At 34.2% G+C, this 14699-nt stretch carries 12 protein-coding genes; 4 read left to right on the forward strand and 8 right to left on the reverse strand.

Going from position 1 to position 14699, the window contains the following annotated elements; translation table 11 throughout:
• Positions 1–11: 11 nt before the first annotated feature.
• The 3 genes from rsgA to C1Y58_RS16305 all read right to left on the reverse strand — a co-directional run bounded on the left by rsgA (position 12) and on the right by C1Y58_RS16305 (position 5841).
• Positions 12–1067 (reverse strand): ribosome small subunit-dependent GTPase A, encoded by a 1056-nt coding sequence (gene rsgA / locus C1Y58_RS16295; RefSeq protein WP_105617156.1) that lies wholly within the window; start codon positions 1065–1067, stop codon positions 12–14.
• 493 nt (positions 1068–1560) lie between these two features.
• The gene (locus tag C1Y58_RS16300) at positions 1561–3243 is read right to left on the reverse strand and encodes a glycoside hydrolase family 13 protein (RefSeq protein WP_105617157.1); all 1683 of its coding nucleotides are present in this window, start codon (positions 3241–3243) and stop codon (positions 1561–1563) included.
• 162 nt (positions 3244–3405) lie between these two features.
• On the reverse strand, positions 3406–5841 hold the full coding sequence (locus C1Y58_RS16305) for a glycoside hydrolase family 31 protein (RefSeq protein WP_105617158.1): 2436 nt from the start codon (positions 5839–5841) through the stop codon (positions 3406–3408).
• A 201-nt stretch (positions 5842–6042) separates the two neighbouring features.
• Here C1Y58_RS16305 and C1Y58_RS16310 point away from each other — a divergent pair, with 201 nt between their 5' ends.
• Together C1Y58_RS16310 and C1Y58_RS16315 are read left to right on the forward strand one after the other, a co-directional pair.
• On the forward strand, positions 6043–6891 hold the full coding sequence (locus C1Y58_RS16310) for an AraC family transcriptional regulator (protein WP_105617159.1): 849 nt from the start codon (positions 6043–6045) through the stop codon (positions 6889–6891).
• Between the two features lie 313 nt (positions 6892–7204).
• Entirely contained in the window at positions 7205–7471 is a 267-nt protein-coding gene (locus C1Y58_RS16315; protein ID WP_105617160.1) for a CD3324 family protein, read from the forward strand.
• Between the two features lie 202 nt (positions 7472–7673).
• On the opposite strand, the gene C1Y58_RS16320 is transcribed toward C1Y58_RS16315, so the two are convergent.
• From C1Y58_RS16320 to brnQ, 4 genes are all read right to left on the reverse strand, one after another.
• Positions 7674–8237 (reverse strand): HD domain-containing protein, encoded by a 564-nt coding sequence (locus C1Y58_RS16320; RefSeq protein WP_105617161.1) that lies wholly within the window; start codon positions 8235–8237, stop codon positions 7674–7676.
• Between the two features lie 17 nt (positions 8238–8254).
• Positions 8255–8845, reverse strand: a complete 591-nt coding sequence (locus C1Y58_RS16325; RefSeq protein ID WP_157950155.1) for an HD domain-containing protein — start codon at positions 8843–8845, stop codon at positions 8255–8257.
• Between the two features lie 89 nt (positions 8846–8934).
• On the reverse strand, positions 8935–9597 hold the full coding sequence (locus C1Y58_RS16330) for an SDR family NAD(P)-dependent oxidoreductase (protein ID WP_105617389.1): 663 nt from the start codon (positions 9595–9597) through the stop codon (positions 8935–8937).
• A 242-nt stretch (positions 9598–9839) separates the two neighbouring features.
• Positions 9840–11129 (reverse strand): branched-chain amino acid transport system II carrier protein, encoded by a 1290-nt coding sequence (brnQ, locus tag C1Y58_RS16335; RefSeq protein WP_105617163.1) that lies wholly within the window; start codon positions 11127–11129, stop codon positions 9840–9842.
• A 282-nt stretch (positions 11130–11411) separates the two neighbouring features.
• Between brnQ and C1Y58_RS16340 the strand changes: the two genes are divergently transcribed.
• Both C1Y58_RS16340 and C1Y58_RS16345 read left to right on the forward strand, forming a co-directional pair.
• A complete protein-coding gene (locus C1Y58_RS16340) occupies positions 11412–11966 on the forward strand; it encodes a rubrerythrin family protein (protein WP_105617164.1) in 555 nt (184 codons plus the stop codon).
• Positions 11967–12144: 178 nt separating this feature from the next.
• Complete coding sequence (locus C1Y58_RS16345; RefSeq protein ID WP_105617165.1) at positions 12145–13965, forward strand: glycerophosphodiester phosphodiesterase; 1821 nt, start codon at positions 12145–12147, stop codon at positions 13963–13965.
• A gap of 47 nt (positions 13966–14012) precedes the next feature.
• Here the strand turns inward: C1Y58_RS16345 and C1Y58_RS16350 are convergent, their stop codons facing one another.
• Entirely contained in the window at positions 14013–14177 is a 165-nt protein-coding gene (locus C1Y58_RS16350; RefSeq protein ID WP_105617166.1) for a XapX domain-containing protein, read from the reverse strand.
• Between the last annotated feature and the right edge of the window lie 522 nt (positions 14178–14699).

Raw genomic sequence — 14699 nt, forward strand, 5'->3', positions numbered from 1 at the left:
TGTTATATGTCTTAGTATTTAACTTTTTTATGACTTTTGAAATGGCGGCCTCTTTCTTTACTTTCACGTCTTAAAGCTGCTTTGTTTAATTTTTTCTCCATGTAAGCTGCTTCTTTCTTAAGTTTGACATAATTATTATAACGCTCCGAACTCAACTCTCCATTCGCAATAGCTGCTTTAATAGCACAACCCGGTTCGCTATTATGACTACAATCACTAAATCTACATAGATTACCAATCTCAACTATATCTTTAAATGTATCATCTAATTGCTTATCGTTATTTAGTAGGCCTACGGACTTCATACCAGGTGTATCAACAATAATACCTCCCTGATCAAGGAGCATTAACTTACGATATGTTGTTGTATGTTTCCCTCGATCATCTGCCATGATATCGGTAGTCTCTTGCTCCTCATTACCAAGGATCTTATTGATCAATGTAGATTTCCCAACCCCTGATGAACCTAGTAATGCAATAGTCTTACCGTATTCCATCCTGTTCATAACCAGATCTAATCCTATATCTTCCACTGAGCTAACTACAATCATATCAATACCAAATATTGTTTGGTTGATTTCTTCTAATGCTTCATCTATATCTTCACATAAATCCGCTTTTGTTAATATGATTACAGGCGTTGCTCCACTATCCCAGGCTAAGGTGGTATAGCGATCCAACCTTTTTAAGTTAAAATCTTTGTTCAATGCCATGCATATCCATAATTCATCCATGTTGGTTACAACAACTTGTTCCTCAAATTGGCTTCCTGCAATTTTTCTTGAGAACTTACTTTTTCGTGGTAATATCTCTGTGATAAGAGCCTTATCCCCTGAATGATGTTCAAGAAGAACATAATCCCCTACTGATGGATAATCTCCATTCCCATCTGTTTCGTATTGCAATTTACCAGCTACCTTACCGATAATATATCCGATTTCTGTAATCACTTTATATAAATTTTTGTGCTCTTCAACAACTCTACCAATCTTTTGGTGGTCTGCTCTCTCTTCATATTGATCATAAATTTCCTGAGTTAGGCCCCAATCTTTTAAATTAATATTCATTCTAATTCCTCCATCCAATTATAGTAGAAAAGAGTAATTTATTTACTTTTCTACATTAACAAGAAAAGTAACTATCGTCACTTTTCAAGTATGTGGAAGAAAGTATGGTTCTTTGCTTGATCATTTCATGTAATGAAATGTATCAAAAGTAATGGGGTTCGATACCTCATTGCTTTTATAAGCAAAACGCAGTACTTTCTTACACTAAAAAAATCCTTAGTTCAGATAAACATACCTGCTCCAAGGATCTTAGTCACTTCTATGGATAACATTTTAAAATTAGAATGAGATATCCTCAGGAGCAAGCAGTACGATGTTTATTAAATTCTCGTTCACAACACTTAATACAGTTAACATCATATTACAACACTCCTTTCAATCAAGAACACCTATTATTTCTACAAATTTTTTTGTTTGCAATAACGCAAACCTTTATTACAAGTACTTTTCTATTATATGCTTTCATCTACATTTAGGATAGGTATAAAACAGTTTAAACTATTCTATACACTCTTACCTCATAAGGGCGTAATTCTATTTCATTTCTATCATTATCTTTACAACTGTAGTTACTAATTATTAATTCTAAATCAGATTTAGCAAGTCCTGATGGTAAATTGAATACTGGTTTCTTATCGTAGAAATTAATGATAACAAGTACTTCCTTATCTTCTAAGCTTCTCATATAAACATAGAGCTCCTCATCATCATGATTAATCTCTTTAAAATCACCATATACAAGTACAGGATTATCATTTCTAACTTGTATCATCTCTTTATAATAATTCAATATAGAATTAGGATCTTTCATTTGGGCTTCTACATTAATTTCTTTGTAGTTCTTGTTTACTTTAATCCAAGGCTCATCACTGGAAAAGCCAGCATACTGACTATCATTCCATTGCATCGGTGTTCTTGAATTATCTCTCGAAGTCAAATGAAGGCCTTTTAAATAGTCTTCTGCAGATACTAACCCTGATTCAACAAAGTCTTTATATTTAGTAAAAACTGCTACATCACGATAATCTTCTAATCCATATTCGTAGGCATTGGTCATACCAATTTCATCTCCGTTATAGATAAAAGGTGTTCCTCTACCAGTCAATTGAAGAGTCGCCAGCATTTTAGCAGATTCTTTAAGATACTTTTTATCATCACCTAAGCGAGATACCGTACGAGTTGTATCATGATTGGAATAAAATATGGGGCACCAACCATCTTCCTCTTCTCTACTCTGCCATCCAGTGAATTTATCTTTAATTTCATCTATTAAGCGAATAGGTCTTCTTTCCCAATCCTTCTTTCCTTTACCTACACTATGCATATCAAAATGGAAGGTCATATCTAATTCGCCACGATCAATCCCTGTATAAATAAATGCATTATCATAACTCACTCCCCCTGTCTCACCAATTAAAACAAGGTCCTCTCGCTTACTTAATGCATAATTTCGAATATCCTTTAAGTAACCATGGACTTCAGGTAGGTTCTGTACATACTTAATAAAGTTACCATAGACTTGTCCTTCATGGACTTTACCATCTGGAAAGCTATGATCTTTTTCAAGATGATTGATGGCATCCATTCTAAATCCATCTACCCCTTTATCTATCCAGTAGCCCATCATGTCTTTCATTTCATTTTGCAAGCGTTCATTTCTCCAATTAAAGTCCGGTTGTTTCTTAGAGAACAGGTGCAGATAATATTCTCCAGTAGCTTCATCCAATTGCCATGCACTACCACCAAAGAAAGATCCCCAGTTGTTTGGTTCTCTACCGTCTTTACCTGGATGCCAAATGTAATAATCTCTATAAGGGTTATCTTTGCCTTTTCTGCTTTCAATAAACCAAGGATGTTCGTCAGAACTATGATTAATAACTAAATCAAGAACAAGACGTTGACCATTTTCATGAATAGCTTTGAGTAATTGGTCAAAATCCTCTAAGGTACCAAATTCATCCATGATATCTCTAAAATCACTGATATCATAGCCATTATCATCATTAGGCGACTTATTGATAGGATTGAGATAAATGATATCAATCCCTAACTCCTTTAAATAATCTAGCTTCTCAATGATACCTTGTAAATCACCGATACCATCACCATTTGCATCCTTGAAACTTCTTACATATATCTGATAGGCTATGCCTTCTTTCCACCATGCTCTTGTCATCTTAAATGCCTCCTTCGTCGATTTATGCAACCGATTGCCTTAATGTTATAATTATAGCATATATTCTTTCTTAAGAGAACCTAAAAAAATAATATATGCACTTCCTATAACTAGCAAAGCACATGATAAGTCCTATACTTATCATGCGCCTTTGATTTTCAACTATTGCATCATATAAATTGGCTTATCATTAATACATTCCATAAGTGCTAATAAACTCTTAGTAGTAATTTTCTTAGTTGAATATCTAGAACCCAGGCTTTCTGTTGATTCCATAAGTTCATAACGACTACACCAGAGTTTTTCCTTGATCTGTGTGTCAAGATTACAGTTAATAATAAGTTTTTCTAATTGCTTCATTGGTTGACGCTCTTTTATAGCTAATTCGTCTTCACCTCGAACCTTGATTTCAAAGGTATCCTCTGACCTTACTTGAAGGGCTTCAGTATAAAGAACTCCCTCTTCATAATTCCACTTCACATCAATCTCTTGGCCATTGATTGTGAAAAGAACATTTGTTGGTTCATTAATACCTTTTAGTTGAAGACGGTAACTGCGGTTCTCTGGAATTAGATTTCCATTGCCTTTCACTGGACATACTTTGATTGTTGTTTGTTTACCTTCATAGACTTGAGTAAATTCAGTTAATGCATGATCTTCGTTATAGCGTTGTGATTGTCCATCATCTTCAAAAAGTGTATAGCTGCCATCAGCACCTGGAAATGCTACTAATTCTAATTCATCAGGATTATCAATACCACCCCATGTTACCTCTTTACCTAATGGTACAATAGCTCCTGCTTTTGCGAATACTGGCATATCACTAAGCTCTCCGTATAAAGCATAATGCTCGTCACCTTTAAAGTATTCTCCATCAAAAAAGCCGTACCAATCACCTTCTGGAAGCCATAAAGTCTGGCGAGATAATTTTATATCTTCATCGGCAGGTTCAATATATGGAGAAACGATAAGCTGCTCTCCAAAGTAATATTCGTTACCATGTTGATAAGCTTCTTCAACATATGGGTGTTCGTAATAAAGTGGTAAGAAGCCTGGTATGCCTGTCTTATAGTTATCCCAAGAGATGGTATAGATATATGGAATTAAACGGTGACGTAATCGCATGTAATCACCAGCAACCTTAAGTACCTCTTCTGAATACCCCCAAGGATGACGATCAGCAAACCTTTGCTTTGTGCTGTGTAAACGCATGATTGGACTGAAGACGCCATACTGTACCCATCTTGTATACAACTCTCCATCTTGAATACCATTATGATGTCCACCAATATCATGACTCCACCAGCCATAACCAACATTGGCAGCTGTAGCTGTTAAGTAAGGTTGAAAAGCTAAACTTGCCCAAGATGATGTTGTATCACCAGAGAATCCAATAGGGTAACGATGGTTACCTAATCCTCCCCAACGTGAGAATATGAATGGTCGTTTATCATCTTCTTTAGCCGCATCCATAAAGTGAAGGTGGTTGAGCAAGAACAGTGGATCAAGATGGGACCCTTTTGCCTTCTTTCCTTGTTGCCAATCCATCCACCAGAAATCTACACCATCATTTTCATGTGGCTGATGCATGATATCAAAGTAACCTTCTGCAAATTTCTTATCTGTTATATTGAAGTGAATAGCATCACCTTTTTCAGGATCCATTCCCATGAAATCGGCCATCTCTTCATACATCTCTTCATGAGGTAATAAGCCATCTGCTGGATGTAGATTAAGAGCTGTTCTTAATCCTCTGTTATGAAGTTCTTCCATGAACCCTTGTGGGTCTGGGAATAATTTTTTCTCCCATGTATAACCCGTCCAACCGGCACTCCATCCACCAGATCCTCCACCACTTACATCCGTAATATGCCAATCCATATCTACGATACATACCGATAACGGAATATCTTCATTTTGGAATCGACTCATTAAACCTAATAATTCATCTTGGCTATACTCCCAATAACGACTCCACCAGTTACCTAGTGTCCATCTTGGTAACATAGGTACATCACCAGCAATACGGGTAAAATCTCTTAAACAAGCTTTGTAGTCTCTTCCATAACCAAAGAAATAGATATCTTCATAGCTTCCTGCTGGGTAATAAACTTCCTCAAACCAATTATCATCAGTTAATATAAAACTCTCAGTGTCATCAATTACTGCATAACCATCTTTAGACATTAAACCTTCTTCTAAAGGGGCTGAACCATCTACTTGGTCTAATGTACGTAGAGTCCCTTTTAAGTTAGATGCAGATAAACCATAAAACCAGGTATTATCAGTTTCTTTCACATATATTTTGAAGGTATCTCTAGTAAAACCTAAAATATTAGGGTTGTAGGTTAACTCTATATGTTCAGTCTTTATGACCATTCTATCTGTATCTTTAATAACTTCAAAAGAAGGTACAGGTAACTCCCTATTTAATATTGTCTTTGTTGCTACATCTCTGAAGCAATCATCTTTACTATACTCAATTCGAATCAATCGTGATGTTAATACCGTAAAACGAACTTGAGGTCCTAATACAATAGCTCCCTCATTAGCTTTAGGCACTGTACTCAATTCTAGTCTCTCAGCAAATGATTTCATATTTCTCTCCTCTCAGTAATCATAATCCAGATATTATTCAAGATAAAAACTATACTTTGATTGTAACAAGCCATCTTTTAATATTCTTCAACGATTTTTATCAAAATATAAACGATTTTTACATAAGGTTCTAAAGTAAGCCTTGAACAAATCATAGTTTCAACGCTATACTAGTAGTATCCCTATAAAAGGAGGTTGGTTATGGTTCAAAGAATATCTTTTCAAGATAAATTCTATATTGAATATGACGATTTTTTGCTGCAACCTTGGCTTGATCAAAGTTCAGGACACACCCATCATCATCTTGAGATTTCCTTTATCAAAAAAGGAGAGGGCATCTATTATATTGATGGTCAGGAATTTCCAGCTAAAGAAGGGGATATTTATATTTTTAATAATTTAGAACAACATGGTATTAAAGTGACAAGCCATTCCCCTATGATTAACGCAGTTATTCATTTTGAGCCATGGCTGATTTGGAATACACCCAATGACTTTTTTAATGAAAAATACCTTAAAATATTTTTTCAGCGACCAAGTCACTTCACAAACCGTCTAGAAGGTAACTGTGAAGTATCCAGTAGAATTAAAGAGTTATTTGATGAGATACAGAATGAATTTGAAAATCAACAACAAGACTATGACCTCATGATTAAGGTAAAACTCTTAAATATTTTGGTGATTCTAAGTCGACATTATCAATGTAAAGATGATCCTCAGAGCTCAGGTCATAAAAAAGATTTACAGTCTATTAATAAAGTCATGCACTATATGGATATCCATTATAAGGATCAGATAAAATTAAAGGATTTAGCAGAACTTGTTTATATGAATCCTTCTTACTTCTCAAGATTTTTCAAAAAATTTAATGGATTATCACCAATGGATTATCTTGCACATGTTCGTATAAAAAAAGCTATTGATTTATTAAGTAATACAGATCATGCTATCATTGATATTGCTGGTATGTGTGGTTTCAATAGTACAGCAAATTTTAATAAGACTTTTAAGCGGATAGAGGGAAAACCTCCATCTAGTTTTAGAAAATAAATTCTTCATGATTAACTCCCTTATATTCACTAATTTAGTTTTTTTCTGTTACAACCATGTTAAGTTTATGAATTTATATTGATTTTTTTATAGTTATGGAATAAAATAGTACTATAAGTACAAAAGTGACTCGCATCTCTTTTATACTTAAACAGGAAAGTAAGGCACTTTTAATCAAGTGTAGACTTTTCTAATTCTATAAAATAATATGAACTCGTTGGAGTTAAATATACAAAGAAAGGTGGGAAATCAATGATTAGCTTTGTAAAGAAGTTAAAAATGATTAGTAATTTAAAACAGGAGGTAATGCTTAGTGGCTTACAAGAATGCTGCCGAAGTGTTACCAGCTCACCTTTTGAATCAAATTCAGAATTACATTGATGGGGGATTAATTTACATCCCTAAGTGTAGTCAAAAGGTGGCATGGGGACACCTAAGCGGAGCAAGAAAAAATATTGATCAAAGAAATTATGAAATTATCGAATTATACGAAAACGGATATAACATTGATGAATTATCAGAAAGATATTATTTGAGTCCGGATACGATTAAAAAGATCGTTTATACTAAAAATAATTAAAACTGTTCTCTTCCTATACCATAAGGATGATTTAGGCTATACTATAATCAACCGGTTAATCTTCACAGGAAGGGAGATGATAACGTTGAAAATTAAAGGGTGGTTTATTCACTAAAAGAAAGGGTGACTTCAGTCACCCTTTTTAATTACTCATACTTTATGCCACACAATCACAGGATTATTTCCTAACATCGTTTTGTTACTATACAAGACTTTCGCCATGAGTATTTAGTTCTTCTTCCCATTGATAAAGAGCATCTGATATAAGGTTTATATGATCCGTTAAATCAACCCCCAATTGCTCAGCTCCTAATTTCACAAGTTCTCTATCCACACCTCTAGCAAACGCTTTATCTTTAAGTTTCTTCTTAATGGATTTAGTTTTGATACCTTCAAAACTTTTATCAGGCCGAACAAGAACGTATGCTACGATAAAGCTGGCTAATTCATCAACGGCAAATAATGCTTTCGCTAACTGAGTTTCTCTTAAGGCATCAGGCTTACCATGCCCTTCTACTGCATCAACTAATTCCATAGGATAATCTGCCTCTTTCAAAATACGTACACCTATCATAGGGTGTTCATCAGGATGCTTTTCATAATCTAGATCATGCAAAAGTCCTGTTAATCCCCATAGTTCCACATCTTCGTCGTATTTTTTTGCATATCCTCTCATAGCAGCTTCAACAGCATAGGCATGTTTAATAAGACTTTCAGAGCTGGTATGTTCTTTAAGTAACCCTAACGCCTCTTCTCTTGTGTACATGACAATCTCTCCTTTATCTAATTTACTAATAATCCTTTAATATATTCTAACTCAAAGGTTAATTTATTATAGAATTTAGGCTGAAACTCCTTAGCTAAAGGTACATAATAGACTTCCGTTTCTTCAATATATCGTTGGACCTTATTTGGATTTGTATTCAGTATATATTTTAAGCTTCTAACATTGTGTAAACGATCTGCTAGTTTTACTTCAATGATGAATCGACTATCTTCATGGTCTCTCATACGCTGTATATAATCATCCGTAGATTGTCCCTCATCTTTTGTGAGTATAGACACATAATCTGATACCATCTCACAAAACATTTCTCTTAAATCTTCACATGTTAAATCAGAATCTTCTAGTACATCATGGAGAGTGGCTATGATCCATTTACCCAGATTATAGTCTTGTAATTCATTTTGAAGAATGTCAATAACCCCATCTATATGTGTAATATAGGGACTGCCTTCATCTCGTGTTTGTCCACTGTGAACAGTACAAGCAAGATGATACGCTTTTTTAAAAAGATTATAACAGCATTCTTCATCATTTTCTTCCCAATGTTCGCAATCAAAGTCAAATTCTAATTTCTTATCAAATGCCATTTTTATCATCCCTTAAATATATAATAAGATTGTTCTCCTTCTACTATTACTATATTATACCATATAATAAAGACGTGCTAAAGAAAAGCCTAACAATCAATAAAAATTTCTTGAGTATCATCAGATGCTTCAACGATTTTTTTGGCTACAGTTAATGGATTCTTTAGAAGACCTTTATCTTTTATATGGTCTGAATGATTCCAGAAAGGTGTTGCCATCCCTCCCATATAAACAGCAGTTATGATAAGATCTTGATCTTCATATTCTTTTTGCAAGCTTTCTGTAAATCCCCTTATTGCAAACTTGCTTGCAACATAGACTGCTTCATTCACTTTACCTCTTAAACCTGCTGTAGATATAATGTTTAACACCCGCTGATCAATTATATCAATAAAAGCTTGTGTCATTGCAATCGTACCCATTATATTAACATCAATCATTTGACGTAGTTCTTCCGAAGTTAGTTTTTCAAATGGTCCAAAAAATCCAATACCAGCATTATTCACCAAAATATCAATGGTTCCAAATTCCTTTTCAACTCTTGTCCGCAAATCTGAAACACTCTTTTGATTGGAAATATCACATGAGATGGCTACTCCAGTACCACCCTTTGCTACTATGTCTTTAACTACATCCAGTAAAGCTTCTAATCTTCTTCCTATGAGTATTAACTGATGACCTTGAATAGCGTAGCTTAAAGCCAATGCTTTCCCTAATCCTGTACCTGCTCCAGTTATAAGTATTTTCTTCATGATCACACTCGCCTTTCCTAACTCAAATGACTTTTTAAAGTTCTACATATTTTTTAGTACCGACTATCCTTATAATCTCAGTATACTACAACTAGCCTATATCTACTATAGTACAAAAATGGTGAAATCAGTATAAAAGTGGCTAACGCCACGTTAAAACTGAAATAGAAAAGTACGGTACCTTGCGAGAAAACTTGAACTTTCCTATTCCATAAAAAAGCGACCCCTTAGGATCGCTGACTTTAATAGTTATTCTTCTTAGGTCCTACTCGTGTTATGAATAACATAATGATAAATACCATTATCGTAGGAAATATCCATGCAAAACCCACTGAACTTAAAGGTAACATTTTCATAAACTCAAAGATGGACTGGGTACTATCAATTTCTGATAAAGTTGTAAGTATGCTGCATGTAAATGCTGTATAAACACTGGCTTTTACAACTATGCTGCCTATTTTATCAGCAATAAACGAGGTAAAAACTATCACCATAATGGTTGGATAGAGAATACCTAATATTGGAGCTGCTATAGTAACAATTTTATCCACACCCATAGCCGCAAAGAATATACTAACACCAGTCATTGCAACAACAATAGCATTGTAGTGAAATATACCTTTAAATAACTCTGTAAAAAATTCGGCAATTGTAGTCATTAACGCTATGGAGGTTGTTAAACATGCTAAACTAACAGCTAGCCCTAAAGCTAAAATACCTACTTTTCCTAGGGTAGCTTGAGCAATTTCAATTACCAAAGCAGTTCTGCTAATATCACTACTGATTAATCCAGAAGTTTGAGAACCCAAAACTGTTAAACCACCATATATAAATGCTAAGCCTGTTATGGAGACCATTCCAGCCTTTAGTGTAATTTTCATAATATCTCTTTTTTCTGTATATCCTTTATTTCTTATGGATTCCATGAGGATTGCTGCTATAATAACAGATCCTAGAGCATCCATTGTCTGATACCCTTCTAATAAAGCATGAGTGAATACACTATCAATGCTCGGTTGGCTGGGAACTCCAATAGGGTTGATTAATCCTGCTATAATAATCGTACTGAGTAGAATAAGTAACGATGGGGTTAAATATTTGCCAATAATATCCACAACTTTTGAAGGTTTTAATACAAATAGTATATTAATAATGAAATAGATGACAACAGATAACATGATATCTATTTCACCAAACATAGGCGCTACACCTAATTCATAAGTTGTCGCTGCAGTTCGTGGAATAGTCAGTACTGGACCTAAAATCAACATAACACTAATCGTTATAAATAACGAGAATTTTGATCCAGCATACTTTGACATTTCTCTAAAACTCCCGTTATAACGAGCACAAGCTAGTATGCCAACTAAAGGAAGTCCGACTCCTGTCAGTATAAATCCCAACATAGCCATCATATATTCTAAGCCTGCTAAGTTCCCCAAATATGGTGGGAAGATTAGATTCCCAGCACCAAAAAACATTGCAAACATAGCAAAACCAATAACTAAAAATTCAAATCTCTTTTGCTTCATTTTTTCTCACCCTGTCCCATTTCTTAAACGTATACTTTGCTGTACAACGATGGATATTCCACACTTTTGCACACATATAAAGTCTGCACTTGATAGTATACATGTTAGATGATTATTTGACAATCAAAAAACAAAAAATACGACAAATTCCTTTAAAACCTTTACTTATTTCTATTCTTCCACAAATTTTCAGAAATATTTTAGTGCATTCCTTATATTTAATGGATAAGAGGATATAATATAGAAGATATATCCAGTATATTTTTTAAAGGAGGAACTTATATGCCTGTAAAGAATGCCATGACTGCTGATTTTTTACGATCTGCCTATGGTGGAGAGAGTGCCGCTCATATGCGTTATTTGATCTGGGCTAATGAAGCCGATAAGGAAAATCTACCTAATATTGGTAAACTCTTTAGAGCCATTGCTTTTGCTGAGTATGCCCATGCAGATAATCATTTCAAGGTACTTGGTGAAGAAAAAGGGGATGCTACAGTTACTGCGGGAGCTGTATTTGGTATTGGTAAAACCACTGAAAATCTTCAAGGTGCAATTGATGGAGAACTGCATGAAGTGCATCAAATGTATCCCGTTTATCTAGAAACAGCTAAATTTCAAGATGAAAAAGATGCAGGTAGGGCTTTTCACTTTGCATTAGAAGCTGAAAAAATCCATGCCGATCTCTTTTCACAAGCACGAAAAAGTGCAGAACAAAGTAAAGATTATGCTATCAATGCTGTTTACGTTTGCCCAATCTGTGGTCATACGGTGACAGATGAAGCACCAGATCAATGTCCAATCTGTGGTGCTAAAAAAGAAATGTATAAAGAGTTTTAGACTCGTCTAGCACATGATAAGTATGAACCAATCATGTGCTTCTTTCTATATATCTTAGAAAAACTACTAATCAATTGATTGAAAATTATCTAAAAGCATTTGATTTACTTAATAAAGCTTTATTTAATAATAAGTTACATATATACTAGTATGAGAAGAGAATTTGAGGAGGATCTTAATGATTCAAAAACATTCTATCATTCAAGAGTATCGTATGTTATTAAAAGAGTTTTTTATTGGTTTAAAACCCTTTTTAATTTATCAGTTGTTTACGGCGGCTTTAATCTATATACTTATATTGCCCAGCTTCCAGTTATTATTAACATCTGTAATGAAAAGCAGTCCTTATCAGGTATTAACTAATGGCGTTATTACTAAATACCTGCTATCTCCCCAAGGATTCTTAACTATTCTACTTGCTATGGTTCTTTCCATTATTGTATTATTGATTGAAATTGGTGGGCTTATTGTTATTAGTAATCAGATCTATACCAGACATGCACCGCCTACTTTTAAGTCTATAATGGTATATTGTTTGAGTAATATAAAAAAATTGATAAGTATCGGTGGATTGTTTATTATTTTATACTTTTTTGTCATGATGCCTTTTATCAATATAGCATTTCGTACCAGCTTGGTTTCTAACTTTTCTTTACCTAGTTTTATATTAGATTATGTTAACCAGGTACCGGTATTGGATTTATTATTGACTTTCATTAGTATAGTCCTTATATTTCTTTCAATCCACTGGATTTTTGCTTTACATATCACTATTATTAAAGATATTTCAGCTAGAAGTGCCATTAGAGAAAGCTATCGCCTGGTAAAGCATCATTACTTTAACTTTTTCAAATATAGTTTGGGTATTCTTTTGGTCAACATTATAGTCATCTTTATATCCAGTATAGTATCTTTGTTACCGATCTTCCTAATAGAAGAATGGGTTAATTTATCCACATTATCGGGGACCATTATTGTATCTATACTAATGACCATTTACTTACTGATATTATTTATTATAAGCACATTTGTTTTCCCCATAAATGTACATTTAATAACTAGGCTGTACTATCAATTGAGTGGTGAACCAAAGCATCATCTTCGCCTTGGTTCCTCCCAAGCCAGGTGGTTAACTTCTATGAAGAAGCGTACTTTTAATTGGCTCCTATTTTTGACTTTCTTTATCGCGACACTTATCACAATCGTGATGGTAGAGGATATAAAGAATACCAAATATGATGTTGATATAACTGCACATCGGGGTGCATCGGTACAAGCTCCAGAGAATACTTTAGCCGCTCTTCAATCTGCAATAGACCAAGGAGCTGATTATGCTGAAATAGACGTTCAATTAACAAAAGATGGTCATGCCATATTGCTTCATGATAAGAAATTAAGCCGCACTACAGGTGTGGATCAGAAACCATCAGATCTGACTTTAAAAGAAATTAAAACTTTGGATGCAGGTAGTTGGTTCAGTTCTGAATATCATGGTGAACCTATCCCTACTTTAGAAGAAGCCATTCTATTCAGTAAAGATCGACTAAAATTGAATATTGAATTAAAGGGAGGCTATAATGACGAGCAACTTGTCAATGAAGTCATTCGGTTAATAAAAGAGTATCACTTCAACTATCAGGCAGTAGTTACCTCACTTGACTATAATCTGATTGAAGCTATTGAAGACTCTGCACCTTATATAACTACAGGTTATGTTATGTATATGGCCTTTGGAGATTTAAGCACATTGAATACTGATTTTTATAGTATGGAAGCCAGTACAATAACTGAGCAATTCGTTTATAATGCTCATATTCTAGGCAGGGATGTACATGCGTGGACGGTGAATGATATCGATCTAGTAACAGAACTGGTGGATGATGGTGTTGATAATATCATAACAGATGATATTAGGCTCATTAAGAATCATATTACGTATTTGAATAGTGAGATGAGTTTTGAAAGAATTCTAGAAAACCTTCTTGAAATTATTGAATAGATACTAAAAGAGGCTACCTTCATGATAGCCTCTTTCATTTCTACTTATTATACCATTTGCATGATAAACTCTGCTAACTTGGCACCGGCGAAAATACCAAAAATACCAGCGATTCCTGCTACAGTAGGTGGTGCAGGTAATGGTAATTTAAACAATGTAAATATACCCCCTGCAATGACACCAGTAATTAATGCTAATAATACTAGTTTCATTAATTTCCCTCCTCTTCTTCAAGTCTTCACGCTGTCAAACCATGAAGTCTTATGTTACAAACCAAATTTAAAACTGTAAACCTATGCATCTATACCTGAAAGTGACTATGCCTCACTCTCAAGTGGAACGAGCAAGTTACATGCCTGACATAACATGTATCCACCCATTCCATTAAGTAAAGTCTTTTACCATGTCATCACCTCTGGCGAAAGGTCATGAAATGTTAAAGCACCTTACGATTAAACAAATAAACATAAAAAATCCCTAGGATAAATTTATCCTAGGGACGATTATATATCGTGTTATCACCCATTAAATGATTTCTGTTAAAAATCACATAATAAACTCTTATTTAATTCATACTTATATTATCAAAATTCCAATGTCATGTCAATAGAAACATATTGGTTAACTCTAGTGTTTTTTATAAAAGACGTCTATCCGCTGGCGTAATAGATCCCCTTATGTGCTTGACTCTTCATCTTAACTTTTTATATTAACTCTTTACTATTTCAAGTCAT

Source organism: Vallitalea okinawensis, assembly GCF_002964605.1.
GTDB lineage: Bacteria > Bacillota > Clostridia > Lachnospirales > PQDH01 > Vallitalea_A > Vallitalea_A okinawensis.

Bases quoted from the DNA above. Each gene is read 5' to 3' on its own strand.
- rsgA (WP_105617156.1), bottom strand. From the start codon at position 1,067: ATGAATATTAATTTAAAAGATTGGGGCCTAACTCAGGAAATTTATGAT.
- C1Y58_RS16300 (WP_105617157.1), bottom strand. From the start codon at position 3,243: ATGACAAGAGCATGGTGGAAAGAAGGCATAGCCTATCAGATATATGTA.
- C1Y58_RS16305 (WP_105617158.1), bottom strand. From the start codon at position 5,841: ATGAAATCATTTGCTGAGAGACTAGAATTGAGTACAGTGCCTAAAGCT.
- C1Y58_RS16310 (WP_105617159.1), top strand. From the start codon at position 6,043: ATGGTTCAAAGAATATCTTTTCAAGATAAATTCTATATTGAATATGAC.
- C1Y58_RS16320 (WP_105617161.1), bottom strand. From the start codon at position 8,237: ATGTACACAAGAGAAGAGGCGTTAGGGTTACTTAAAGAACATACCAGC.
- C1Y58_RS16325 (WP_157950155.1), bottom strand. From the start codon at position 8,845: ATGGCATTTGATAAGAAATTAGAATTTGACTTTGATTGCGAACATTGG.
- C1Y58_RS16330 (WP_105617389.1), bottom strand. From the start codon at position 9,597: ATGAAGAAAATACTTATAACTGGAGCAGGTACAGGATTAGGGAAAGCA.
- brnQ (WP_105617163.1), bottom strand. From the start codon at position 11,129: ATGAAGCAAAAGAGATTTGAATTTTTAGTTATTGGTTTTGCTATGTTT.
- C1Y58_RS16340 (WP_105617164.1), top strand. From the start codon at position 11,412: ATGCCTGTAAAGAATGCCATGACTGCTGATTTTTTACGATCTGCCTAT.
- C1Y58_RS16345 (WP_105617165.1), top strand. From the start codon at position 12,145: ATGATTCAAAAACATTCTATCATTCAAGAGTATCGTATGTTATTAAAA.
- C1Y58_RS16350 (WP_105617166.1), bottom strand. From the start codon at position 14,177: ATGAAACTAGTATTATTAGCATTAATTACTGGTGTCATTGCAGGGGGT.